This is a genomic window from Chryseobacterium sp. T20 (assembly GCF_047345655.1).
Lineage (GTDB): Bacteria > Bacteroidota > Bacteroidia > Flavobacteriales > Weeksellaceae > Chryseobacterium.
Genome location: NZ_JBLFDU010000008.1, coordinates 77237 through 103674 on the forward strand (window position 1 = coordinate 77237; position 26438 = coordinate 103674).

General features: G+C 36.6%; 17 protein-coding genes. 8 read left to right on the forward strand and 9 right to left on the reverse strand.

Translation table 11 applies throughout. The features are described 5' to 3' along the window. Window positions 1-269: 269 nt before the first annotated feature. The 3 genes from ACMA47_RS17390 to ACMA47_RS17400 are packed head-to-tail and all read left to right on the forward strand — an operon-like array spanning window position 270 to window position 8116. Entirely contained in the window at window positions 270-4778 is a 4509-nt protein-coding gene (locus ACMA47_RS17390) for a fibronectin type III domain-containing protein (RefSeq protein ID WP_413930799.1), read from the forward strand. A 50-nt stretch (window positions 4779-4828) separates the two neighbouring features. After that, on the forward strand, window positions 4829-7651 hold the full coding sequence (locus tag ACMA47_RS17395; RefSeq protein ID WP_413930800.1) for a T9SS type B sorting domain-containing protein: 2823 nt from the start codon (window positions 4829-4831) through the stop codon (window positions 7649-7651). A 27-nt stretch (window positions 7652-7678) separates the two neighbouring features. Next, window positions 7679-8116 (forward strand): hypothetical protein, encoded by a 438-nt coding sequence (locus ACMA47_RS17400; RefSeq protein WP_413930801.1) that lies wholly within the window; start codon window positions 7679-7681, stop codon window positions 8114-8116. Between the two features lie 88 nt (window positions 8117-8204). On the opposite strand, the gene ACMA47_RS17405 is transcribed toward ACMA47_RS17400, so the two are convergent. Further along, window positions 8205-9644 (reverse strand): hypothetical protein, encoded by a 1440-nt coding sequence (locus tag ACMA47_RS17405; protein WP_413930802.1) that lies wholly within the window; start codon window positions 9642-9644, stop codon window positions 8205-8207. Between the two features lie 250 nt (window positions 9645-9894). Between ACMA47_RS17405 and ACMA47_RS17410 the strand changes: the two genes are divergently transcribed. Next, on the forward strand, window positions 9895-11868 hold the full coding sequence (locus ACMA47_RS17410; protein WP_413930803.1) for a T9SS type A sorting domain-containing protein: 1974 nt from the start codon (window positions 9895-9897) through the stop codon (window positions 11866-11868). Window positions 11869-12042: 174 nt separating this feature from the next. Here ACMA47_RS17410 and ACMA47_RS17415 read toward each other — a convergent pair whose 3' ends face one another. Next, window positions 12043-13482, reverse strand: coding sequence for a helix-turn-helix transcriptional regulator (locus tag ACMA47_RS17415; RefSeq protein WP_413930804.1), 1440 nt, complete (start codon window positions 13480-13482; stop codon window positions 12043-12045). Between the two features lie 194 nt (window positions 13483-13676). Here ACMA47_RS17415 and ACMA47_RS17420 point away from each other — a divergent pair, with 194 nt between their 5' ends. Further along, window positions 13677-16676 carry a reprolysin-like metallopeptidase gene (locus ACMA47_RS17420; protein ID WP_413930805.1) on the forward strand — a complete coding sequence of 1000 codons (3000 nt, stop codon included), beginning with the start codon at window positions 13677-13679 and terminating at the stop codon, window positions 16674-16676. Between the two features lie 362 nt (window positions 16677-17038). Continuing rightward, complete coding sequence (locus ACMA47_RS17425; protein WP_413930806.1) at window positions 17039-18274, forward strand: PKD domain-containing protein; 1236 nt, start codon at window positions 17039-17041, stop codon at window positions 18272-18274. Window positions 18275-18342: 68 nt separating this feature from the next. On the opposite strand, the gene ACMA47_RS17430 is transcribed toward ACMA47_RS17425, so the two are convergent. From ACMA47_RS17430 to ACMA47_RS17445, 4 genes are all read right to left on the reverse strand, one after another. Then, window positions 18343-19509: an iron-containing alcohol dehydrogenase gene (locus ACMA47_RS17430; RefSeq protein WP_413930807.1), complete on the reverse strand. Its 1167-nt coding sequence runs from the start codon at window positions 19507-19509 to the stop codon at window positions 18343-18345. A 67-nt stretch (window positions 19510-19576) separates the two neighbouring features. Next, on the reverse strand, window positions 19577-20527 hold the full coding sequence (locus ACMA47_RS17435) for an AraC family transcriptional regulator (RefSeq protein WP_413930808.1): 951 nt from the start codon (window positions 20525-20527) through the stop codon (window positions 19577-19579). 35 nt (window positions 20528-20562) lie between these two features. Beyond that, window positions 20563-20892, reverse strand: coding sequence for a helix-turn-helix domain-containing protein (locus ACMA47_RS17440; protein WP_413930809.1), 330 nt, complete (start codon window positions 20890-20892; stop codon window positions 20563-20565). A gap of 246 nt (window positions 20893-21138) precedes the next feature. Further along, entirely contained in the window at window positions 21139-22563 is a 1425-nt protein-coding gene (locus ACMA47_RS17445) for a helix-turn-helix transcriptional regulator (protein WP_413930810.1), read from the reverse strand. Between the two features lie 698 nt (window positions 22564-23261). On the opposite strand from ACMA47_RS17445, the gene ACMA47_RS17450 reads away from it, so the two are divergent. Continuing rightward, window positions 23262-23960: a hypothetical protein gene (locus tag ACMA47_RS17450; protein WP_413930811.1), complete on the forward strand. Its 699-nt coding sequence runs from the start codon at window positions 23262-23264 to the stop codon at window positions 23958-23960. A gap of 97 nt (window positions 23961-24057) precedes the next feature. Then, the gene (locus tag ACMA47_RS17455) at window positions 24058-24480 is read left to right on the forward strand and encodes a transposase (RefSeq protein ID WP_413930812.1); all 423 of its coding nucleotides are present in this window, start codon (window positions 24058-24060) and stop codon (window positions 24478-24480) included. Between the two features lie 240 nt (window positions 24481-24720). Here ACMA47_RS17455 and ACMA47_RS17460 read toward each other — a convergent pair whose 3' ends face one another. The 3 genes from ACMA47_RS17460 to ACMA47_RS17470 all read right to left on the reverse strand — a co-directional run bounded on the left by ACMA47_RS17460 (window position 24721) and on the right by ACMA47_RS17470 (window position 26429). Continuing rightward, complete coding sequence (locus tag ACMA47_RS17460; protein WP_413930813.1) at window positions 24721-24939, reverse strand: hypothetical protein; 219 nt, start codon at window positions 24937-24939, stop codon at window positions 24721-24723. A gap of 217 nt (window positions 24940-25156) precedes the next feature. Further along, window positions 25157-25909 (reverse strand): SDR family oxidoreductase, encoded by a 753-nt coding sequence (locus ACMA47_RS17465; protein WP_413930814.1) that lies wholly within the window; start codon window positions 25907-25909, stop codon window positions 25157-25159. A 34-nt stretch (window positions 25910-25943) separates the two neighbouring features. Then, window positions 25944-26429, reverse strand: coding sequence for a DUF1097 domain-containing protein (locus ACMA47_RS17470; RefSeq protein ID WP_413930815.1), 486 nt, complete (start codon window positions 26427-26429; stop codon window positions 25944-25946). Between the last annotated feature and the right edge of the window lie 9 nt (window positions 26430-26438).

Here is a 26438-nt window from a genome sequence, read left to right on the forward strand (position 1 = left end):
TAAAATAAATTAAACCATCACTCATCTGCAACTGAAATTATTCCCACTTACTTAGTATTCTACTATTTTTCCTGTTTATCCATTGATCACTTTTGTTAAAGAGGTGATGTGGAAGTACAGTGATATGCTTTAACCCACTTATCGTCTCTGTGAATTGAAAACAGAGTTTTTCTATGAGTTTCTGAAACGAATCCCATAAAAAAGCATGTGTACTTTTCAAAAGAGCACTTAAGTAAATTGAATAAGACTCTAACTTAAAATGAAACTATATGAGAAAAATTCTACCCATTATCTTATTTTTAATGATTTTTGCGCATGCCCGGGGACAAACCTGCGCACCCGTTCCTGCGCCATTTTTACAGTCATTCAGTAGCGGAGCACTTCCAACATGCTGGATCAGCCAAAACCCTTCTTCCACCTCTACAAACGCTAATGTTAAGTGGAAATTTTCCGGATCAGCCGGATATGGAGCCACCGGAAACGGAGGAAAGCCTGCCGGAACTTTTGCATGGGTTGACGCATCTTCCCCTTATGCGGGTGAACACACCGTTGAACTGATAAGCCCTCAGATCAACTTAGCAGGGTTAACCAATCCTTACATCAAATTTGAATGGTTTAAAGATCATTTAACCGGACTCAACGGTACAGTGCCTGCTGCTGACAACAATCAGCTAAAACTTGCAGTAAATAACGGTTCCGGATGGGTACAAGTCTGGTCTAGCGACACCAATTCTCCTGAATGGAGAACAGTTGGTATTCCTCTGGCAGCCAGCTATGCAGGAACAACCATCCAGTTAAAATTTACCGTTGATAAAGATGTAGCAGGAAATGGTGATTTTTATGATGATGTATTATTAGATGAAGTTCAGGTAATACAAGCTCCTACCTGTTTTGAACCTGTTACTTTGCCTGCATCTAATATTGCACCTACTTCTGCAACACTGAACTGGACTGCTCCTCTTGCACCGGCACCAGCTCCAGCCAATGGCTATGAATATTATTACAGTACAAACAGTACTCCTCCTGCAGCTGCAACATCAGGCACACCCAATCCCGGAACAAGTGCTAATATCAGCTCACTTACTTCGGGTGCTACCTATTATTGGTGGATAAGATCTGTCTGCTCTGCAACGGATAAATCACCATGGGTTGCAGGGGCTCCTTTTACTCCAGGGCAAATTGGAGGAGGCACCGCTACTCATGCTTTTTTACCTGTATATTCCTGTTCTGGATTTAATTATTCCCAGCAAATTTATATGGCTTCAGAGATCGGAGCCGCTGTAGGAACAAATAACTATATAACAGCCATCAGGTTTTTTGTTTCCACAACTGCAGCTACCCAGGCTAATTATAATCAATGGGTAGTGTATATGGGAAACACCTCACAAACAGATTTTGCAACCACTTCAAGCTGGATCCCTACCCCATCTTTAACACAGGTATATTCTGGAACTTTACCGGCAATGGTAGCAGGTACGTGGGTTGAAATTCCTCTAAGCACACCTTTCTTATGGGATGGCGTCAGCAATGTCGTGATCGGTGTTGATGAAAATTCAACAGGAACATCATGTACCGCCAACTGGGGAAGTTATTCTGCAGGAAATAACCGTGGGATGATTTATTACAATTCAACGACCAATCCGGATCCGGCAAATCTTCCTACTGCAACAAGCAGATATGCTGTATTACCGAGATTACAATTGACAGGGACAACGTTACCAAGTTGTACCAACACTCCTCCAGCCAATATTGCAGTAAATAATATTACAGCTACCTCAGCCAATGTTACCTGGACTGCAACAGCCAATGCCACGTATGTTGTAAGATACAGAATACCTCCTTCTCTTACATGGCAAACGATCAATGTAACAACTCCTTTTACTAATAGTGTAACGCTTACCTCTTTAACTGAGCAGACTCAATACGAGGTAGAGATCGCAACCATTTGTGGAACGCAAGGGACATTTTCTACCCCTGTCAGTTTTACAACACCTGCACTCACTTACTGTAATGCTGCAACAGCAACAGTTACAAACGGCTATATCAACAATATCACCATGATTGGTACAAATGTACCTTTAACCAGTAATAACTCAGGACCAACAACGTATACGGATTATTCTACAGATCCTACAAAGACCATTACACTCCTGAGAAATTCAGTTAACAATACATTGTCTGTAGGAAGATCAATTATATCAGGAACTTATTCTACCAATGCATGGATAGATTTTAACGGTGATGGTATTTTTGATAATAATCCGGCAACAAGTCCTGGCGGAGAAAGAATTATGAATCTTAGCTATTCAAGTACCACTCCTGTTACTGCTACTTTTGACGTCCCTGCCAATGCTTATCTGGGAACAAGTAAAGTAAAAATGCGTGTCATTGTATATTCTCTCACTCCAGCCAATGCCTGCGGACCTTTAACCAGCAATGGAGAAGTGGAAGATTATTATGTAAAATTCATAGATCTACAGCCTTGTACGACTGCTGCTCCTACTCCTATTGCAGTGAATAACCTTACTCATAATTCTGCCTATGTATCATGGATTCCTACTGCTAATGCTACTTATGTTATCAGATGGAGACAAGGAAGTACAGGAGCATGGCTTCCATCTGCAACGGGACAGACTCTTCCAGCAGGACAAAGCTTTTATACCATAACAGGACTTACCGAGCAGACCGGATATCAGGTGCAAATTGCAACCATCTGTAATGGAAACCAGGGAGCTTTTTCTCCAAGCGTAAGTTTTACAACTCCACCGTTAACATATTGCAATATGACGGGAACAGGAATTAACGATTATATTTCCAATGTGAAAGTTACCCCTGTCAACTTCCCGGTAATGGATAACACTTCTGTTCAAACGAATTACATCAGTTACATATCTGCTGCTACACTTATTAATCTTGAAATCGGTTCTCAGGGAAATCAACTGTCGGTTTCTAAAGAATGGGCAGGAACTCAATATGCCGATGCTGTAAATGCGTGGATCGATTGGAACAGAGATGGAGTTTTCACAGATGCTGAAAAAATAATGACTTCTGCTGCCAGCACAACCACTCCAATAACAGCAACTTTTGATGTTCCTTCAACAGGAGTTTATACAGGACCTTTAACCACAACTATGAGAGTGGTAATGAAACGAACCAGTGCTCCTGTAATGTGTGCAGATGCAGCCAATGGTGAGGTAGAAGATTATGCTGTAAGATTAAGACCATGCAGTAATGCAACACCCGGAAATCCGGTATTTACAAATATTACCCATAATTCTGTAAATATCAACTGGACAACTGCTACTAATAATAATGCTTTTATTTTAGAATACAGACCTGTTACAAACCCTGTTTCCGCATGGGTTCCTTTAAACCTGTCTGTTTTAGGAGGAAATCCACCTGTAACCATCAATGCTTTAACTCCTGCTACTACTTATGAGGTAAGAATTGCAGCAGTTTGTGGCGGTACAGGAATCGGAGTTTACACGCCTATTAAAACATTTACAACGAGATGTGATCCGACTCCACCATTTGTAACGATAAGTAATGTAACGTCAAACTCAGCTGTGATCACCTGGAATCCGGTTGTTCCGAGCGCCTCTTATATTTTAAGATGGCGGGAAGTAGGCACTGGCCCATGGAATACACCAACGATCCCTCAGCCACCGGCAAATTCATACACGATTCAAAATCTTGACTCATTCAAAACATATGAAGTACAGGTTGCCAATATCTGTAATGGAGAAACAGCAGCCAATCCGTGGTCTAATCCAAAAGTATTTACCACAGAAAGAATATGTGAAATTCCTCCTCCGGGGCTTATGATTACTCAGATTATGCCAACAACGGCAGAAGTTGTATGGGATCCTTTTCCTGGAGCTACTTATATACTGAAGTATAGAAAAGTAGGTATTCCGAGCTGGACAGAGGTTGTGGTTTCTACAAATACTTACACCATCACTGGTTTGCTGGAACTCACTAAATACGAAATGCAGGTAGCCAATATCTGTAACGGAGTACCGGGAAATTTTACAAAACTGTATTATTTCACAACTCCTACGGTCATCTACTGCCCGATGTCAGCAGCTAATTCTACAACAGAATTTATTTCAAAGGTGACTGTGAAACCTAATGGTAATAAAGAAATGATTAATGAATCTCTTGCCTCTACTTATTCAAATTTCACAGGAAATCCTTTAAAGTTTATTGATTTAATTCAAGGATCAAAAGGTAATCAGATTACCATTGATAAAACTTTAAGTTCAGGAACTAACGCTGGCGTTGCAGTCTGGATTGATTTCAACAGAAACGGGGAATTTGACATCAATGAAAGAATTCTGGCAGACGGGCCTAATGGAAACCCAACAGCAAGTACTACTTTCTCTGTTCCTGACAATGCCTTCATAAGCATGACAGATTATAAATATGTAGTCATGAGAGTCGCTTTACAGAAGGATGGCATTCCTGTAAACTGTACGAATTTCAAAGACGGCGAGGTGGAAGATTATACGGTCAGAATATCTAAACAACCTGTACCCAATTCTCTTAATCAAGCAGATATCCACATTTATCCCAACCCGGTAAGCTCAGTATTGTACGTAAAAAATATAAGCTTCAAAGCTCAATATAAAATTTACAGTGCTGCCGGAAGATTGATATCAAGTGGAATCATCCTGAACAATGCTATTGATGTGAGCAATCTTATCCATGGAATGTATATGATTGAGATAGAAGATGGAGGAATAACCGTTCAGAAGAAGTTTATTAAAGAATCTTAATCTCTTTTGTCAATGAAATTTCAATTTTTAGAATCAAAATTCTGTAATTCATGAAAAACATTATATTCAGTTTATTATTTATCCTAATGGGCATTCCTATTTCGGCTCAAAGGGATACAGACCATTGGTTTGCACCTTATTATGCCTCCACAAGTTATACACAGGCATTATATCTTTCTACGGACTCTGCCACTCCTTTTGTTGTTACCATTAACAATAACAATACTCCGATTGGCACTGTCACAATCAGCAAAAATGCCCCGCAAACCTTTGTTGTACCCATTTCTGCTATCGCCGCCAATGTTACATCAGACGCTTATAGTGTTATCACTAAAGGGTTACATGTACAAGGGACAAAGCCGTTCTACTGTTCATTAAGAATAGTAAGCAACACCACACACGCCGAAATTATAACCAGTAAAGGGAAAGCCGGAATTGGCAAAGAGTTTTACGTGGCCGGAACTCCTACAACCTCATCACTTAGCGGATATAATTTCACAGCAGGAATACTGGCTACTGAAAACAATACCGTAGTAACTGCTACATGGAGTGGAAACGTGACATTTTTTGGAGCAGCACCAGCCACTAATACACAGACTATTACTCTTAATAAAGGACAGTCTTTTATTTTTGCAGGAGGTCCTGGAACGGGAGGTCAAAACCAGTCTGCTTTTATTGGTGCTAAAATTATTTCTGACAAACCCATTACACTTACCAACGGAAATGTCAATGGAAATTTTGGAAATAATACAAGTTCCGGATCTGATGCTATCCTTGATCAATCTGTACCTACAGAAAGACTTGGAAGTACTTTTGCCATGGTAAGAACCAGATCTTCCTCTGATGATCTGGAAGGAGGTATCATTATTGGAACGGAAGACAATACTCAAATATTCATCAATGGTTCTACTACGCCTATTGCAACGATCAACAGTGGTGATTTTTACAGGATCACAGGAAACAATTATGTTCAGCAGGGAAATTCCGGACATTTTAATATGTTTATAACAACTTCAAAAAATGTTTATCTGTATCAATTGGTTTCAGTAAATAACAGCAGTGCTACGTGTGGTTACAACTATATTCCGCCATTAAACTGTTTTTTACCCAGAAAAATTGATGAAATCGGAAAGATCAATGAAATGCCAACCGGAACAGGTACCACAAGCACTGTCCCGAACGGAACTGTAGTAAAACTCAATATTTTAACTGAAGCCGGAGCCAATGTAACCGTAAACGGAGCTCAGCCCCTCGCTTCAGAAGGACCTTTTCCCTTAACAGGTAATAACAGCTGGGTGACATATGCCATCCCTTCTATCACCGGAAATGTAACGGTTATTTCGGATAAAGCTGTAACTGCAGGGATTAATGGAGGATACAGTACGTCCGGATATGGAGGATATTTTGCAGGTTTCTCTTCTATTCCATTAATTGCAAAACAGACAGGAGAATGTATTCCTGGTATTGTTTTGGAAGTGGATGACAGCTATGATAGCTATCAGTGGTATTTGAATGGCAATCCTATTACAGGAGCCAATGCCAATACGTACACCCCATTGGTTTCCGGAAATTATACCGTAAAAATAGCAGTAGGATCATGTACTCCGGCCATCACCCCGGTTTATAAAGTGTTTACATGTCTTGAAGAGTCTACCAAAGCAATGACTGTCTGCGAAGGCTATCAGGCTATAGTCCCTCAGTTTAGCAATTCAACTCAAAGTTATGTTCCGAGTACAGTAACTATTCTTACACCTCCGGCAAACGGTACAGCAACCATTGATCCGGCGGGAGTAATTACTTATGTTCCTAATTTCGGCTATATGGGTACAGACACGATCGTCTATAAGTTTTGTGGAAACAATCCTGACTTTACAGATTGTGAACAGGTAACCTTAACGCTAACGGTTTCTGAAAGCCCAATTGTTAAAGATGCTGCCTTAAGGTCATGTTTTGAACCTTCTAATCCTGTACTGGGTGTATTCAACTTAACCTCTGCGGGAGTGAATGTACAGCCGGGAACGATTAAACAATATTATCCTTCTCCTGCTGATGCCCATAGCGGAACCAATGAAATTCTGACTCCGGCCAATTATACCGCACCAGACGGAGTGGTTTATATTAAAGTAAGCAATGCCAACGGATGTTACAGAATTGCAGAAGTAACACTTACCGTTATCCCTCCTACCTACTCAGAGGTACTAAAGGATAAAATTATCTGTATGGAAAATACCACCACACTGGATGCCGGCCCTGGATATACTTCTTATCTATGGAGTACAGGAGCAACAACACCATCCATCAGCAATGTCGGTGTAGGAACTTATTGGGTAGATCTGAAAACGAGAGAATGTACTACCAGACAAACCGTAAAGGTTTATCCATCAGAAAATCCTGTAATTTCAGATATTAACATCAGCAATAATACGGTTACCCTGACTGCCATTGGAGGAACAACACCTTATCAGTATTCAATGGATAATATCAACTGGCAGAATGAAAATATATTTACCAATGTTCCGCGCGGAAACAATACTTTTTATCTAAAAGACGCTTATAACTGTACTCCTGTAGAGGTAGAAATCACAGTTCCTAATCTTATTAATATCATTACGCCTAATGGTGATGGAATAAATGATGTACTGGACTATTCTGCTTTAGCAGGGAAACCTAATTTCACCTTCAGTATTTACGACCGATACGGAAGCAAGATCCACGAAGGAAGCAAATTAAACAGCTATCAATGGGATGGCAGCATTGGCGGTAAGAAAGTATCTACCGGAAACTACTGGTTTGATATGGGATGGAATGAGACCAACAGAAAACAGACGCCCATAAAATACACAGGTTGGATTATGGTAAAAAACAGAAATTAATCAAACTTTTAAACCTCTATTTTAAGTATGAAAAAGCTATTATATATTTTCCTTGTATTTTTTTCTGCAATGCTTTTTGCTCAAAAAAACAGTAATGTAAAGTTTGCAGTGTACAATAATGCCATCGGAACTGTCAGCATGTTTGATCTTTATAAGGACAGCATTGAAAAAGCAACCGTTTTTAAAACGAAAGCCCACTTACCTTCTCATTTAAAGAAGTTTGATTATCTGGCTGACAACGGTTTAACAGAAATCAAGTTTAAAAAAAATGCAGGTTTTCCTGATAGTTTATCTCTGGAAATGCTGAATGAACAGAATAATCTTCCCAAGGACAGAACTGTGTTTATTGAAGGTTATCCGTTCAATGATACCACAACCCTGGTCTACAATGATATGATCAGCAACATTGAGCTTATAGATTCCAACGGACAGAAAAACATCCATATTTCAACCATAAGAAATTAATTACTGATATCAATCGGAAGTTAATTTAAAAGCAGAGGCTATTTCATTTCGAAATAGTCTCTTTTGTTTTTCACAATATTCGTCAGCTTTATTTCAATAGTTTTGAAAACCAGACATAAATATCCATATCACCGGGAACACTCAGTTTTTTTCTCAGATTGTATTTCTTGGTCTGCACAGTTCTTATTGAAGTATGAGTATATTCAGCAATTTCTTTAGTAGAGAAATTAAGATAAATGTAGGCACAGAATCTTATTTCTGAAATTTTTAAAGACGAAACTTTCAGAAGTTCTTCAGTAAAACGGGGAGAATATTCATTGAAACGGGTTAAGAATTCAGCATTATTTTCTTTAGCAAGCTGTATAACCTCATTAAAAATACACTCCTGTACCGGTGGCAGATAAGGCATATCAATGGTATCGGGATTTCTACTTTTATATTTTCTATAATAATTCCCAAAAAGGAATATAAACAAAACACCTATTACAATGCTTCCCAATAATATCCATACCAGTCTTTCTGTGAATTTCTTCTCTTTTTTATCTTCAATATCTTCTTTTTTATCAATAATATCATTTAAATCATGGCTTTGCTTTTCCTTGACAGCTTGAATATTCAAAAGTTCATTCACATAGAAAGCTGCACTATCTTTTTCTTTCATTTCTTCATACAGGCTTTTCAGCTCATTAGCTACAGGTTTTCGATGAGCCTCATTCTTAAAGTTATTGTTGGCAATTTTTTTACAGATCCATAGGTAATGCTGTACATTTTTAAAGTCTTTTATTGTTCTGTAATATTTTGCAGCATTAAAGAACGTAAAGTACACAACACCTTTATCATTTGTTTTTTTTAAATCTGCCAATGATTCCTGCACATAGATTTTTGCAGAATCAAGCTTGCCTAGATCCACATACACTGCCGCCAAATAAGCTGTTGTTTTATAACTCCAGGCTAATTGGGTTTTATGCATTTTGTATTGATTATTTTTATTTTCTCTGTATATTTTGGAATATTGATAGGCAATTTTAATCTTCTTTAATGCTTTTTCGGTCTCACCCATTTCATTATAAAAACCTGCATACTGCCAATTAATCAGATAGGTATAGTAAGCATTTTTCTGCTTCATGGTTTTTTCATAAATCTCATCCATTTGCTGTAAGGCTTTGACCCTTTCTCCCACCCCATAATAAAGCATAGATTTTATCAGATTAAAGTATAAAACAATTTCAAAATCTGTTTTTTCATTGATTAAATTCTCTTTTTCTACTTTATCGATATAATAAAATGCTTTTTTAACATCACCATTTTTATTATAAATATTGGCAATTTTAAGATATCCTAATGCAATACAATCCTGGTAGGAATTCATTCGGCAGATGGTAATAATATTTTCAATTTTCACTATTTCTTTTGAACCGGAGGTACAAAATTCAATATCATAGAGAATATTCTTGAGTTCTTCTTCAGTTTGTTGTGCATAAAAAAGAGAAGAAATTAAAAAAAGCACAAAGCTTAGTTTTTTTAACATAATTACCACATACTATTTAATGCAATATTAATACTATAACAGACCAATAAAAGACAAGACACCTACGTATTACATACACAATATACAAACACAACAATTAAAAGCAATTTACATTACACAATTAACAATTACATTTGGCCGAAAATTATTTCATCTTTTAACAGTCTAATAGAAAATCAACCACACAACAAAGACAAATATTACAACAGCTTAATTCAATATATCTACTTAAATTTTATTAAAGTTAACTATGAAAAATGTATTACCTTATTTGTTTCTGTTTACCGCAATATTTGTAAAAGCACAGAATGACAACTGTTCCGGTGCTACTCAAATAACTGTCGGGACTAATTTTGCTTCAGGGGCAATCACTTCCAATAATACGGGTGCAACAACAGACAGCACCACTCCCGGATGTAATCCTGATGCCGTAGAAAATGTCTGGTTTAAAGTAGTGGTTCCTGCTAGTGGTAACGTAACTCTGGAAACCCAGTCAGCTTCAAACTCTCCGTTTGATGATTCTGTACTTACTGTTTATAGTGGAGATTGTAATTCTTTAGCAGAAATTGCTTGTGATGATGATAATGGAGACGGTTCTTTTTCAATGGTTAAATTAACCGCGCAGACTCCCGGAGCAACCTTATATGTAAGTGTTTGGAAGTACAGTTCAAGTACAGAGAATGGAGAATTTCAGGTTTCTGCCTATGAAGTTCTTCCTCCCGCACACAATAATTGTTCAGGAGCAACATCCCTGACAGTAGGAACAGACTTTGCTTCAGGAGCAATAACATCTTCTAACTTAGGTGCTACCACAGATGGTACAATTCCTTCCTGCAATCAGGATTCAGTGGAAGATGTATGGTTTAAAGTAGTGGTTCCTGCGAGTGGAAATTTAACGCTGGAAACCCAATCAGCTTCAAACTCTCCGTTTGATGATTCTGTGCTTTCCGTTTATAGCGGATCTTGTGGATCTTTAACGGAAATTGCTTGTGACGATGACAGTGGAGATGGTTCTTTTTCAAGATTCTACTTAACGGGGCAGACTCCAGGAGCAACCTTATATGTAAGTGTTTGGAAACGTAGTTCAAGCACAGAAAATGGAGAATTTCAGATCTCGGCTTATGAGGCAACTCCTATTACCAATAATAACTGTACGGAAGCAACGTCTCTGACAGTAGGAACAGACTTTGCTTCAGGGGCGATAACATCTTCTAATTTAGGTGCTACTATGGATGGCAATGCTCCTTCTTGCAGTCAAGATGCTGTGGATAATGTTTGGTTTAAAGTAGTAATTCCTGCAAGTGGAAACGTAACCCTGGAAACCAAATCAGCTTCAAACTCTTCTTTTAATGATTCTGTACTTTCTATTTATAATGGAACTTGTGGATCTTTAACAGAAACGGCATGTGATGATGATAGTGGGGAAGATTCTTTTTCAAGAATTACCTTAACCGGACAAACTCCGGGTGCTACTTTGTATGTAAGTGTTTGGAAGCCTAGTCCAAATACTGATAATGGACAATTCCAGATTTCTGCTTATGAAGCAACTCCCCCTGCCAATAATAACTGTACAGAGGCAACATCTCTGACAGTAGGAGCAGATTTTACTTCAGGAGCAATAACATCTACTAATCTGAATTCCACAACTGATGGCAATGCTCCTTCTTGCAGTCAGGATGCCGTTGAAAATGTTTGGTTTAAAGTAGTAGTTCCTGCCAGTGGAAACATAACGCTGGAGGCCCAGGAAGCTACAGGTTCTTTATTCGCGGCTCCGTTGATTTCAGTTTACAGTGGTATTTGTGGTACTTTAACAGAAATTGCTTGTGACCTTGACAGCAGCCCAAGCTCTTTTCCATTAGTTTCATTAACGGGTCAAACTCCGGGAACTACACTCTATGTAAGCGTTTGGAAGTATACTTCAAATACAGAGAATGGAGAATTCCAGATTTCGGCCTATGATAATACAGCATTGTCTACTCACGAACTACTGAATAACAAAAATAATATCACGGTATTTCCTAATCCTTTCAGCGATGTTCTGAATATTTCAGACATCTCAAAAGTCAAATCAGTTACCGTTATTGATGCATTAGGAAAGCTGGTTAAAACAATTGAAAAACCTTCATCTCAGTTGAATCTGAATGATTTAAAAACGGGATTATATCTTGTTACTTTAAAAATGACAGACGGAACTACAAAAACGATTAAAACAATTAAGAAATAGCACTTTTTTCAGAATCAGAAAATAGTTTTTAATATTTAGGATATCTTCAGCCTGCAGGTTTGTGTTATTTTCTGCAGGCATTTTTAAACGAAAACCGTTCAAAACACATTATACTTGCACAGAGGCTATTTCATCAATGAGATAGCTTCTGTTTTTTTATTGATATGTAAAGGTTTATTTCAATAATTTAGAAAACCACACATAGATATCCGTATCAGCAGGAATATTCAGCTTTTTTCTTAAATTATATTTTCTGGTCTGTACAGTTCGTACTGAGGTAAATGTATAATCTGCAATCTCTTTGGTGGAAAAATTCAGGTAAATGTAGGCACAGAATCTGATCTCTGACATTTTTAAAGGAGAAACTTTAAGGAGTTCCTCTGAAAAATGAGGAGAATACTCATTGAAACGTGTTAAAAATTCAGGATTATTTTCTTTGGCGAGCTGTATGACTTCCTTAAAGATACTCTCCTGAACAGGTGACTGATGAGGTACATCCATCTTATCCAGACTTTTACTTTTGTGCTTTCTGTAGTAATACAGGAAAAGAAAAATGAAAAGAATACATACTGCAACACTGACTGATAGTATCAAAAAGAGACTTTTTGTTTCTTTTTTTCTTTTGCTGGTTTCCAGTTCATTTTGTTTATCAACAACATCATTCAAAGTCTGATATTGCTCGCTGCTGGAAGACTCTATATCCAGCAGCCAGTTGGAATAGTAACCAATACTGTCCTTTTGTCCCAGACTCTCGTACAGAGCTTTAAGCTCATCAGCAACAGCGATTTGATAATTTTCGCTTTTATAGTAATTTTTAGCAATGTTTTTGGAAATCCATAAATAATGCTGAGCCTGCGAGACATTTTTTACAGCTTTAAAATATCTTCCTGCATAAAACGAAGTAATATATTTTATTCCAATATCATCTATTGTTTTTTCATTCCGAATCGCTTCATCGATATAGATTTTAGCTGAATCCAATTGATTAAGATCTGTATAGATGCCCCCAAGATAAGCTGATGTCTTATAGCTGTTACTCAATCTGTTTTTATCTATTCTATAAAGGTTGCCTTTATTCTCTCTGTAAATCTTTGAATATTTATACGCTATTTTGCTATACTTCAATACGAGATCCTTTTTTTTCAACTCATCATATTTACTGGCATACTGTCTGTTAATCAAATAAATAAAATAAGCGTTATCCGTTTTCATCGCATCATCATAAATTTCATCCAGCTGCTTAAAAGAAGCCACTCTCTCTCCCAGTTTCTGGTATAAAAACGACTTCTGTAAATGGAGATAAAATATGACTTCAAAGTCAGTGCTAGAATTGATAAGATTTTCTTTCTCTACTTTATTGATATAATAGAAAGACTTTTTTGTATCATTAAGTTTATCGTAGATATTGGCAATCTTAAGATAACCTAACGCAGTACAAGTATTATAGGAACTTTTTTTACATATCTGAATAAGACTGTCGATTTTTTCTATTTCTTTAGGTCCGGCCTTAGAATAATCTATATCAAAAAGGATATTCTTTAGTTCTTCCTCTGTATGTTGTGAATATAAAAAGGAAGAAATCAAAAAGAGTAAAACAGTGAGTCCTTTTACCATAATCCTACTAGAATTTAAATATCATATTAATACTACACCAAGCCAGCATTGCCAAAAATACATACGTATTACATACTACACTCAACAAAACCGCAAACAAACATCGTTTGAATTACAAAATTAGCAATTACTTTTGAATACTCGAATTTTATATTCATTTTTCGAATACCACTATTAAATACCTAATTTTTAAAATGAGAAAAACTCTATTATCATTATTTTTGATATCAGGCTTCTGTCTTTCCAATGCTCAAAGATGGGAACCATCTTCACAGAAAACATCTGATATCAGAAGAGAGGTTAAAATCAAGTTTGCTTACAAAACTGATATTAACGCTTTGATACAGTTATTAAAAAATGCTGAAGAAACCGGAGCTAATGCAAAAGCTGTTACAATCCAGCTGCCAACTGCGGAGGGAACTATTGAAAAGTTTGCAGTATACAGCAATCCTGTCATGGAAAAAGCTTTGGCTGAAAAATATGGATTGGGATCTTATGTAGGAGTTGGAATTGATGATCCATCCAAATATGTAAGGTTCAGTACATCACCTTCAGAAATACAGTCAATGATAATCAAAGATGGTATTTTCCAGTTTATAGAACCCATTACCACGGATAAAAAAACCTATGGAGTATTCTATAAAACTGAAAGAACAGATTCTGAACATGGCTTTAGTTGCGGCCTGGAAGGAAAAAAGGAACTGGATATTAAATCTTTAAAAAGGTTTGGAAAAAACAAACTTGCCGGAGTCAATATTACCGGAAGACCTGCTGCATCTATGTACAGAACCTATAGACTTGCCTTGTCCGCAACAGGTGAATATACCACGCTTTTTGGAGGGGCTGCCGGAGCTCTTGCCCAGATGAATGCTACTATGACTCGGGTAAATGGTGTTTTTGAAAAGGAATTCGCTATCCATTTGAATATACAAAACAATCCCAACATCATCTATGCTGACCCTGCTAATGATCCTTATACCGATGATTTAAATGGCCAGTTGCAACAAACCTTAACTGCTCAGGTTGGTAATGCTAATTATGATATCGGACACGTCTTTAATGCGGCAGGAGGAGATGGAAATGCAGGCTGTATAGGCTGCATATGTACTGATCCTACTGTAGCAGAGCCATTAGGTAAAGGTTCTGCATACACCCAAAATCAGAATCCTGCGGGAGATACATTCGATATAGATTATGTAGCCCATGAGATGGGACATCAGCTTGGAGGTAACCATACATTTTCTACGGTTACAGAAGGTTCAGATGTCAATGTAGAACCCGGAGGAGGCACAACCATTATGGGCTATGCTGGGATCACAGCCAATAATGTACAGATGAACAGTGATGCTTACTTCCATTATTCATCAATCAATCAAATCCTTACAAATCTTGAAGGTAAAGTGGGGTGCGGTGGAGCAGAAAACATTGCCAATAACGCTCCTGCCATCACTCCGCTTATATCTTATCATATCCCTAAAGGTACAGCGTATTACCTGGACGCCAACGCAGTAGATGCTAATGGAGATCAGATAACCTATAACTGGGAACAATACGACAGCGTAGGTTCTACCAGTTCAATCTCAGGGGACAGTGGCTGGGGCTTTAACCCTGAAGGATCTCTTACCCGTTCTTATCCTGCAGTGGCTAACGGAAGAAGATATTTTCCAAGTCTGCCTGTTGTAATGAGCGGTAAATTAACCAACAAAGACACATGGGAAACGGTTTCATATATCCCAAGAGTATTACACTATGCTGTATCTGTGCGTGATAATAATGCAAACAGACCATTAACCATTTCAGCTGAAAACACTGTTACTGTTGGAAATGACGGACCTTTCAAATTTAAAGGATTAAGTACTTCTTCTACCCTTTATAATAATGCATCCAACACCATTACATGGGATGTTGCCAATACAAACCAGGCTCCTTATAACGTTGCCAATGTAAAGATTGAATATACAACCGATCTTGTTAATGGTTCTGCATGGACAGAGCTGATTGCTTCAACTCCGAATGACGGTAGTTTTGAAATACAGATGCCAGCAACACTACAAGGCAATATTAAGCTGAGAATTTCAGCTGTAGGAAATATATTTTACGCAGTGTCCCCTACTGTTGCTATTGGAGCAGCTCCTACTACTTTGAACAATCCTCCAACTGGACTTGCTGTATTTGAAAATGATATAGTAAAAACCTCAGCAACCGTTTCATGGAATCATGTACCGGGAGCAACTTATTCTATCAACTACAGAAAAGCGGGAACAGCAAACTGGTCCAATGCTGCCAGTCCTATTAATTCAGTGTTCCTGAATAATCTTGAGGATGAAACCTCTTATGAAGTTCGTGTTGCGTCCGTGATTAATAATGTTGCCGGAGAATTTTCTCCTGTTTCTAATTTCAAAACAAAAGGGTTACGCACAGGATATGATTACTGTCTGATGACTACAGGAGGAAATACAACAAATTCGCCGTATTTCAGTGGTATATTAAGGGTAAATCTGGCTAATGTCAATTTAACAGGTAATGGAACTACCGTTCAGCATGCTTATAAAGATTATTCAGAAGATCCTGCGAAATTGATCCAGCTTACCCAGGGAGCACAGTATAATTTGAATTATGTTGTTTATGCCAATCGTGCAGGAGGAAACTTTCAGGATTGGGTACAGGCATGGATTGATTATAACAGAAACGGAGTGTTTGAAAATTCAGAAAGAATAGGAATTAACGGGGCAATACCTAATGCCAATAAGGGACATTTAGGCAGCTTTGCCTTTGCCGTTCCCGCTGATGCTTACAACGGAGATAAAACATTAAGAATGAGAGTCGCAAGTGGGTTTTTCAATGCTTCAGCTGATGCATGTGCAAGTCCTTTCGTAAATGCCAATGGTGATATTATCTCTCATGGCTCTGTATGGGATTTTTCTGTAAAAATCAATGCAGCACTTGGTGTTAAAGAATCCGTTCAGTCATCTTCTGATCTTGAAATCTATCCTAATCCTGCGGATACATTTGTAGAAGTAAAAAACCTTAAAGGAAAAGCTGACTACAAAATCTACAGTGCAGACGGAAGACTTGTTCAGGAAGGGAAATTGGATGGCCAGAGAATCAATGTTGCTTCATTGATTAAAGGAATGTATGTGATCACTATAAAGGATGACAAGACTACTTATAACACGAAATTAATCAAGAAATAGTTAATAATTAGTACCGTGTACCTGTAGGTTATTCGTGATGCCTGCAGGTACTTTTTTCAACATTTTTAAAAATCATACAACCCAATCATTAACTCATTATAAATCAAGATAAATACATCATAAAAGTATATAGTATTACTTCATTAAACACATTTTTTAATTTTTTTAAATACTGCACCTGCAGCATAGATTGGGTTTCCTGCAGGTGCTTTTAAAATTTCACAATAAAAACAGATCAAGAAAAGTATATAACTTCAGATTGATAAAAAACATTTTTTAATCATCGTTTGTGTTGTGTACCTGCATTAAACATAATTTTCTGCAGGTACCTTTTTTAAAATAACTCTCAAAAAAAATACTCTATGATAAAAAAACTACTTCTTCTGATATGCACTGGTTTTTCAGTCTTATCATTCTGCCAATCCGATGAAGTTCTGTTTATCGGAAACAGTGTGACGTATTTTAATGACATGCCTGAAATTTTTAAAAATATAGCGGCTTCAAAGGGGAAAAATCTGTCTGTAACGACACATACTCCCGGAGGAACCGGATTTGTGAATCATGTAGATGATCCTTCATTGTATCAAAAGATAAGATCTAAAAACTATAAATACGTCATCATGCAACCCGGAACTGGTGAATCTGCAGGGCATTCTTATCCTGTTGCAGTAACGGCTGAACGTGGTCGCAAAATCAGAGATTCCATTCGTAAATACAGTCCCTGTTCTAAGATATTTCTGTATGAAATTCCGTATGGAGTACCTTCTGCAAATGAATACAATACCTATTTCGCTTTTCAGCAGAAAATTAAGGATTCCATTACGAAGATGTCTAACCTGATGCAGGTAGAAATGGTTCCTGCCGGAGAATCTGCAAGACATTACTACAATTCTTCCCAGGATCTGGCTCTTCACGGATCTTATAACGATATTCATCCGGGACCTAAAGGAAGTTATCTTGTGGCAGCTTCTATGTATTCTGCAATTTTTCAGGATCATGTCTTTCCATCCACTTTTTATAACGGACTGCCTCAAAACACGGCTGAAAATTTTCAGAATATTGCAGATCTTGTTTTTTTTAATAATCCGGTGCAATGGAACAGTAATGCGTTTCATCTTCATTCGGTCTTTATAGCAGGAATTAATGGAACAACTGTAAATTTCACCAATCATTCCGCCAATTACACATCAGTATCATGGAACTTTGGCGATGGCATCACCGATTCATCGTTGAACCCTGTTCATCAATATACTGCACCGGGAACTTATACAGTCTCACTTACTGTCAGCAAAAATTTCTGTGCGGAAACTTTCAGTAAAACAATTACAATTGGTTCTCTGGGAACTGCGGATATGAATGTACAGCCTGAGCTTACATTTTACCCTAATCCTGTGAAAGATTTCTGTCATATCAAAAGTAAAGAGAAAATAAAGGACATTATGGTTTATGATATGGCTCAAAGAACGCTTTCTGACTGGAAAAACCTTCACACTTATGATATAAAATTAGATTTTTCAACGTATAGTAAAGGCGCTTACATGGTCAGTATTCTTTATGAAAACGATCGTAGGGAAAGCATTAAAATTATGGTTAAATAACAGCAAAAAAGAGAACTCATCTGAGTTCTCTTTTTCTATTGTATCATGATATGATCAGATGACCAAGACTATCCTGCAACAACTTCTTCAGCGTATACAACTCCTTCATAGCACGCATTGTAAATTGCTTTCAATTCTTCCAAAACAGGTACTCTCGGGTTGAATCCTGTACAAGGGTCTGCTAAAGCATTGGCTGCAATATAATCAAGGTTTTTGTCCCAATCTTCCCTTGAAATTCCGAAATCTTTGATCGCTGACTGGTTGTTCACTTCAGAACGTAAAGTCTCAATAGCCTGGGCCAATTCTTCGGTAGTCTCCTTCCCTATTACTCTAGCCAGATCAGGATAACGTTCTGTAGCCATAGCATTATAACGGATGACATTCGGAAGGAAAATGGCATTTGAAGCTCCGTGAGGAATTCCATACAATGCTCCTACCTGGTGAGAAAGAGAGTGAACGATACCCAACCATGCATTGTTGAAGGCTAAACCAGCCATAAATGAAGCATCATGCATATTCTGGCGAGCCTGGATATTATTGGGATTTTCTACCGCTTCTTTAAGGTTATCAAAAACAATCTCTAAACCACCTTTAGATAAAGCATCTGCGATATTATTGTCAATATTTGAAACATAAGCCTCTACACAATGTGTAAGAGCATCAAGCCCTGTATTGGAGGTTACATGTGCCGGCATTGAAGCGCAGATTTCTCCGTCAATAATAGCAATATCCGGTGTCAATTCATAAGAAACAACAGGATATTTCACGCCTTTCTCTCTATCTGTAATCACTGCCAGTCCTGTCGTTTCAGTTCCTGTACCACTGGTAGAAGGAATGGCAATAAATTTAGCTTTATTTCTTAAAACAGGAACTGTAAAAGGTTTAATCAAAGCATCAAATTCTACGTCAGGATATTCATAAAATACCCACATGATTTTCGCAGCATCAATAGCGGAACATCCACCTAGGCCGATAATCCAGTCTGGTTGGAAGGCATTCATTGCCTCTGCGCCTTTAAGGCATGTTGCTGATGAAGGGTCTTCCTCTACTCCTTCGAAAATCTGTGTTTCGATTCCGGCTTCATTAAGATAAGCTATCGCTTTATCAAGAGTTCCGCTTTTTCTCATGGAACTTCCTCCTGTTACAATAACTGCTTTTTTTCCTTTGATATTTTTTAATTCATCAAGACTTCCCGCACCGTGGAAGACTTCGCCTGCAATAAATAATTTGCACATTTTTCTTATCTGATTTTAATGATACAAAATTAGACAAGCCTTCACAAGCCCTGTTATACAAACGAGACTATGCGTTATACATTTGCGCCAGTTCCTGTTGCAGTTCGGTTGGAGTTTCTTTGAGTTTTGCTTTTACAAATTTATTGAGGGCAGATGGAGAATTAAATCCCAAATCAAAAGCAATTTCCTTATGAGAAAGATCTGAAAACATCAGCTGACGTTTAATTTCCGTTAAAATACGATTATGGATGGCCTGAATAGCCGTCTCTCCACAATGCTTTTTGGTAATAGAGTTTAATTTTTTAGTAGTAATAGCCAATTCTTCAGCATAATACTGAACAGTTCTGTGTTGTTTGTAGTGTTCATTCAACAGCTTTTTAAATCTTACATACATGGGTTGATCTGCTGTTTTTTCATGCAAAACAGGGTGTAATCCGTGAATAGATTCGATAAGCCCAAGGAGTACAATTTTAATATAAAATCGGGCCTGTTCTTTCCTGATAAGGGTTGGCTGTTCGTAAATCTCTTTAATGATTGAAGTATTGCGTAAACTTTGTTCAAAGTCTTCCCGTGAAAGCACTGTGCAGTTGAGGTGTGTAGAAAGATTCACATTATAGGTACTCAGTTCATTTTTCAGAATATCAGAACAAAACAATATTTCTTCAAACAGAATAATTTTCCCGATAAGATCTTCGCTGGAATCTGCCACAAAGTGTACCTGTTCCGGAAATATCACAGAGATTTTCCCTGCTTTCATCCAATGCATTTTATCTTCAATACAAACCTGAAGTTTTCCCTGTTCTACAATAAAAATACAAAAATGGTCTTTTTTGTGAGGTTTAGCATAATGATTCAGATGATCTTTACTTAAATCAAAAACACGGAAAGACAGATTTTTATCTTCCTGCTTCTGAATATTTTTTTTTATCTCCAGTTTCTTCATAGTTCCTTTTACCACAACAAATGTAGGATTAAAAAAGGGATATAAGCTATGGTCTGCAAGGATATCTTTCTCCATAAACCGGTGTTTCAGTTTTTAAAACACACAAGATATTACAGAAGAAACTGTTTCTTCCATTTAGCAACGGTATTTCGGCTCAATTTAAAATATCTTGCTAATTCAGCGTCATTCAAATTATTTTTTTTCTGATAATCCAGAATTTCCAGAATTGCGGTTTTATCATAGGAACGATGTCTTTGATTGGCAAATTCGGTTTGTTTACTGGCTTTAGGAAAAAGAATATTGTTAATGGTAATTACATCTTTTACTGAAAATATTGGCTTTAACAATATTGATTCACATTCCTGTTTTTTTGCAGGATACTTTAGCCGTATGAGATCCTCATATATCCTTTTATAATCGGGAGATTCTGGTTTTTGCATCGGTTCTTATTATTAATCAAAAAGCCCCGGAAAGGGGGCCGAAGTGTGGCTGGTCTCCGGCCAATAATAACTAAACATACTTCGCCACAAAAACTATATTTTAATAAAAAATTCTGAGTAAATCGATTTTCTTGATCGCTATAATTCTCTTACAGGACAAATTTGCTTTATTCTCCTTTCCTCTCAAAAAAAACAGATATGACATAGATATTACAGTGAATTAATCCCGGGGTAGAACAACTACAATCATTTCAAATTAAGCATCCAGAGATAAATATCTTCATCTGACGGAATTCCCAATCTTTTGCGTAAACGGTTCTTTCTTGTCTGTATAGACTGAGGCTGAACAAAAGTATATGCAGCAATATCTTTGGTGGAGAAATTAAGAAACAGCATAGCACAAAACTTGAGCTCAGTACTCTGAAGCTGAGGTTCAATTTTCATTAGTCTGGGTACAAATTCAGGATAAACCTCCTGAAAACGGGTAAGAAATTCCGGATCATTATTTTTTGCCAGTTGTATTACCTCTTCAAAAGCTACATTTAATTTTTGATTAAGCTCCTTCGTTTCTATTTCCCTGACATTTAACATCTTATTTTTCTTCTTTATTCTTTTATTAATAAAAAAGAAAATAACTGCCAAAGTACCAATTCCTCCCATGATGATATAGAGCAAAAGATGATTTTCATCTTTCAGATTTTTTTGTTTTTCTTCCACAAGAAGATCTACTGTATCTTTCAGATTATTATCGTCTATCTTTTTTAAGCTGTCATTGAGTCTGATGTATTTAAGCTCATACTTATTCTCATTATCAATCTGCCCGGTTTTTTCGTATGACCGGGATATTAATCCGTACAACTCTGATAGTTTTCTGAAGTTTTTTGCTTTTGTGGCAAGCACTATTGCTTTTTCATAATTTACAGTTGCTTCATTATATTGTTTTTTCGCATCACAAATTTGTCCCAAAAGCTTAAATGTTGCAAAATCATTATTCCCCCAGTCAACAGCTATAGACTGAGCCGATTTTATATAGTACTCTGCAGAATCAATCTTATTTTCATTAAGTTTTGCTTCGGATAAAAGGAGCATAGCTGCTTTCAGACTGGTATTCATCCCTGTATCCATTTTTTTGGATTTCTTCAATTCGTCAACAATTCTCTTTCCATAGTAAGTAACCGAATCATATTGTTTTTTTTCAAGATAATTTTTTCCTACCTGAACCAGAATCATTCCCTTTATAGCATGCCTGGTAGAATCATTTTTTAAATCATTCGCCATTGTCAGATTCTTTTTCAACTTTTTTAACGACTCATCATACATTTTAATTCCTCTGTAATTGATACTGTATAATATATTCATGGAAATTTCCTGGTCTTCAGCATTCGAGTTTTTGAACTCAGGTTCCATCATCTTTAGATAGTAATTGCTTTTATTGTACTTGTATTGCATGGAAAAAGCCAGTGCCAAATTATAATATGCAGATAATTTCCCTTCCGCATAATTAATATGTTTAGCATCGTCCAATATTGAAAGATTCAATGTAATCATATCATCTGTCTGGCCATCAATAAGAAGAGCATTAGATTGCTCCAGCCTTTTATCAATAGTTGCTGTGGTAATTTTAGGCTGTGCAAACAGCAGTAACGGGAAAAACAAAATAATAAATTTCATAGTGTATCAAATATGTGTAATATATATATGCATATAACATGTATAAAAGTAAAAATTTATTAATTTAATATCAAAACAAGAATTTCAACCTAAGAAAAATCAATAATAATAAAACTTAATATAGATTTTTCGCATACATCTTTACTTCTTTTCAGGGGCAATGATAAAATATTTACAGAAAAAAATGCCCAACACAGCCATTACATACATATGACATACCTATGACATTTAACTTTATTGATGCTTTAGCTTATTTTTCAAAGTTGTAATTTGATTCTTATATGGGTTTCAAAATATTCATACCTATTCCCTAATCAAATGAAAGAAATCGTTGTGATAGCAATAGGATAATAAATTTATACTTTCTATTATCAAACCCACCTTATAAAGAAGGCTACAGCAACATCTTTAGCCCGATTCTATTCTTTATAATCATAAGACACAGAGTAATTAAATCCTATTAAAAACAGAATACAGTGAACAAATTTAACACACTCGTATTTTTTTATTTAAAAAAACAAAACATTAATTATCAATCCATTACAACGATGTCATAGCTATGTCATAGGTAAAATTTTGTACAAAATAAAGCTGGGAATGTAATATTGCATCAACAAACATATCCATCTGATTTCCAACAAATCCCGGTTACGATCAATGGATCATGGGCTCAAAACAAATAAAAAATATATACATCTATGAAAAAATTTTTATTAGCCACAGCATTACTAGCTTTTTTGAATGTGTATTCACAGGTTGGTATGAATACTACAAGTCCAAGTGCCACAGTTGATGTAGTAAGTAAGGGAAATACCAATGCTACGAAAGCTTTAGAGATTAATGACAGTACCAACAAGGAGCTTCTTAGTGTATCTGATGATGGATCTGTGCGCCTGGAAAATTATAAAAACTTCAGTTTATTGGGTACTGATGCCAATGGTAACCTGGTGAATGGGACAACAGCAAGTATCCCTTCTATTGTAGGCATTGCCACAGGAATTGCGTCAACCAGCGATCTTTCTGCCAATACAGAAGCTAAATATAATTTTACTGTGAACAAAATTAATTCTGCAAGTCTATCATATAGCGCAGGTAACTTTACCGTATTAAAAGCAGGATATTATGGTCTTTCGCTTTATACAAAAAAAGATGTCAGTATGAACTCTCCTACAACGGGAGGAACAGTTCAAACTTTTATAAAGAAAACTGTTGGAGTTACTACAACTGAACTTTCTGTAAACCAAAATGGTTTAACTGATAATGTTTCTTTTGAAGCAAATACAATTGGAGTAACGGCATATTTTAATGTTGGTGATATAATAAGTTGCAGAGCTAACTATACAAGACCTCACAGATTAACTACAGCTTCATTGAGTATTGTATATTATGGTACCTAATCAATTTCCGATTGGTTTATAGAATACTTTATTATTAAACTATAAAAACCACTTTTAAAACCCTCACAAAAGTGGTTTTTATCCTAATCCGTTGATTATGCTTTTTAAAGACATCCACATTGGTACGCTAATACAAAAACGGGTACAGGAAACCTGTTTTTCCTCAGACAGACTCATGAACTTTATGCAATGCAGCTGTGAAGAACTGTCAGAAATGTACAAAAGCAAATCATTGGATGCAGAGGTTCTTCTTAAATGGAGCAAGCTTCTGACTTATGATTTCTTCAGAATTTACTCCCAGCATCTGCAGCTCTATTCACCTCCTTTATCTTCAGATTATTATCAAAAATCAAGACAGGAAAAGACGCAGCTTCCGGAGTTCAGAAAAAATATCTATACCATCGAGATGATTGATTTTATTCTTGAGCTTTTAAAAACAAATGAAAAAACAAAACAACAAATTATAGAGGAATACAGAATTCCCAAAACTACTTTATACAAATGGATCAAAAAATACTAACCTTATTTATCCATTATCATTAATGAAAAATTTCACTTTGATGCATACATCTAATCTCCCTCTAAAAAGTGTATGTTCATCTTTTATTTTTCACAAATTCCCGATTCTATTAACACAGATAAAAAAATATAAGATCTATTAAAAATTTCAGCATTAAATGCACCTCAGGAATATAATCAGGACCATCAAAAACAGCAGAAACTCTCAGTAATTGAGAGTTTCTGTTTTATAATTCAGCTATTAATAATCTGCCTGTCCTATTTCAAGCTTATTGATTTTCCCTTCTCCGTTAAAGTGAAATTTAAAATAGGCTTTAAAATCTCCATATTCATCACTATGAAATGCTCCGTAAACTGAGTTTCCATGATCTTCTACTTTATCAATACTTACAAAGTTTTCAATAGTGATGGCGTGGGTTGAAAATTCTTTCAGATTTCTGGGGTTTCCGTCATCCAGCAATACAGCATCTTCAGCAAAAAGAGAAGTTCATGTTTTAATATCACTGGCCTGAAAAGCTTCTACAGCCTGTTTTACGATAGTATTTTTTAATTTCGAAGTGTCCATACTCTTTATTTTTTTATGTGAATGATCTTGATACCGTTGTCCGCAAGCACTCAGACTGCAAGTCATAATCAATACAATACTTAATGATTTTAAGATATTCATCCTATTAATTTTATTGATTAGCTCCACCGTTGACCAACAAATGCTGCCCGTTCACAAATGAAGAAAGATCACTGGCGAAGAATTCTGCAATATTGGCAACATCTTCTACTTCCGCCAGCCTTCCCATCGGACAGCTGTCAATCAGTGATTTTCTCAATTCAGGATAACTTCCTTCTTCTGCAAAAATCCCTGAATGATCTACCGCAAAAGGAATGATTGTATTGACCGTTACTCCACGATGCCCAATTTCTTTTGATAATACATCTACCAGATATCTTGGTGTGGTTTTACTTCCCCCATATACTGCCATACCCGGAACAGGGAAAGCAGTGGTACTTGAGGCTACATAGATGATTCGTCCATTATCTTCTACATTCAAAGCTGCCTGCTGCATGGTAAAATAAGCTCCTTTGGTATTGATGGAGAAAAGTCTGTCAAACTGCTCTTCCGTGAACTGCGTTACCGGAGTTTCCACCATTTCAATTCCGGCATTAGCAACCACGATATCTATTTTTCCGAAAGCTTTTTTTGCTTCATCAAAAAGATAGTGTATTTCAGATACTTTGCTCACGTCTGCCTTTATAGAAATAACCTTTCTTCCCATAGCTTTGATATTGCTTTCTACCTCATCTGTGGATGCTTTATCACGTGAATAGTTTAATACGATATTGGCACCTAAAGCAGCATAACGTTCTGCAATAGCTTTTCCCAAGCCCCTTCCTGAGCCCGTAATAATGGCTACTTTATTTTGTAATGAATTCATTTTTTTAAATTTTTAATAATGATTGTAATTGTTATTATTGAATATCTGGTTTTGATGTCTGTCTTTCATAAATCATTTCAACCACCTTATTGTTCAGCCAGGCGAATACAAATCCTGCTAAGATGGGTAGTAATAATTTGAATACAGGCAATGGCTCTAACGGAGGATGGATTCCGAACAGAATGATTAAGCCCAGAAACCATGCAGGAATGTTGTTCAGTTTTTTTGTTCCCGCAAAGTAGGCTAATGATCCTATGTACAGGAAAACAGCCACGGGAAAACTTAATCCTCCAATCAACTGATCCAGCCCGCCTGCTGTGAGTTGTATGAGAATCGCCATTATCATTCCCAATATGATTTGTAAAAGTGCCCAAAGCGAGGTTTCTACTTTTTTACCGAAAATATAGAAACTGACCCAGGCTAGAAACATCACCCATGTAGGCCACTGCATCGAAAAAGAAACAGTGACGGCAACCGCTCCGAAAAACCCGAAAGCAACTGCAATTGGTAAAGTCTTCATAATTATAAT

Excerpts from the sequence above, each read along its gene's own strand:
- ACMA47_RS17390 (WP_413930799.1), top strand. The coding sequence starts at position 270 with ATGAGAAAAATTCTACCCATTATCTTATTTTTAATGATTTTTGCGCAT.
- ACMA47_RS17395 (WP_413930800.1), top strand. The coding sequence starts at position 4,829 with ATGAAAAACATTATATTCAGTTTATTATTTATCCTAATGGGCATTCCT.
- ACMA47_RS17400 (WP_413930801.1), top strand. The coding sequence starts at position 7,679 with ATGAAAAAGCTATTATATATTTTCCTTGTATTTTTTTCTGCAATGCTT.
- ACMA47_RS17405 (WP_413930802.1), bottom strand. The coding sequence starts at position 9,644 with ATGTTAAAAAAACTAAGCTTTGTGCTTTTTTTAATTTCTTCTCTTTTT.
- ACMA47_RS17410 (WP_413930803.1), top strand. The coding sequence starts at position 9,895 with ATGAAAAATGTATTACCTTATTTGTTTCTGTTTACCGCAATATTTGTA.
- ACMA47_RS17415 (WP_413930804.1), bottom strand. The coding sequence starts at position 13,482 with ATGGTAAAAGGACTCACTGTTTTACTCTTTTTGATTTCTTCCTTTTTA.
- ACMA47_RS17420 (WP_413930805.1), top strand. The coding sequence starts at position 13,677 with ATGAGAAAAACTCTATTATCATTATTTTTGATATCAGGCTTCTGTCTT.
- ACMA47_RS17425 (WP_413930806.1), top strand. The coding sequence starts at position 17,039 with ATGATAAAAAAACTACTTCTTCTGATATGCACTGGTTTTTCAGTCTTA.
- ACMA47_RS17430 (WP_413930807.1), bottom strand. The coding sequence starts at position 19,509 with ATGTGCAAATTATTTATTGCAGGCGAAGTCTTCCACGGTGCGGGAAGT.
- ACMA47_RS17435 (WP_413930808.1), bottom strand. The coding sequence starts at position 20,527 with ATGGAGAAAGATATCCTTGCAGACCATAGCTTATATCCCTTTTTTAAT.
- ACMA47_RS17440 (WP_413930809.1), bottom strand. The coding sequence starts at position 20,892 with ATGCAAAAACCAGAATCTCCCGATTATAAAAGGATATATGAGGATCTC.
- ACMA47_RS17445 (WP_413930810.1), bottom strand. The coding sequence starts at position 22,563 with ATGAAATTTATTATTTTGTTTTTCCCGTTACTGCTGTTTGCACAGCCT.
- ACMA47_RS17450 (WP_413930811.1), top strand. The coding sequence starts at position 23,262 with ATGAAAAAATTTTTATTAGCCACAGCATTACTAGCTTTTTTGAATGTG.
- ACMA47_RS17455 (WP_413930812.1), top strand. The coding sequence starts at position 24,058 with ATGCTTTTTAAAGACATCCACATTGGTACGCTAATACAAAAACGGGTA.
- ACMA47_RS17465 (WP_413930814.1), bottom strand. The coding sequence starts at position 25,909 with ATGAATTCATTACAAAATAAAGTAGCCATTATTACGGGCTCAGGAAGG.
- ACMA47_RS17470 (WP_413930815.1), bottom strand. The coding sequence starts at position 26,429 with ATGAAGACTTTACCAATTGCAGTTGCTTTCGGGTTTTTCGGAGCGGTT.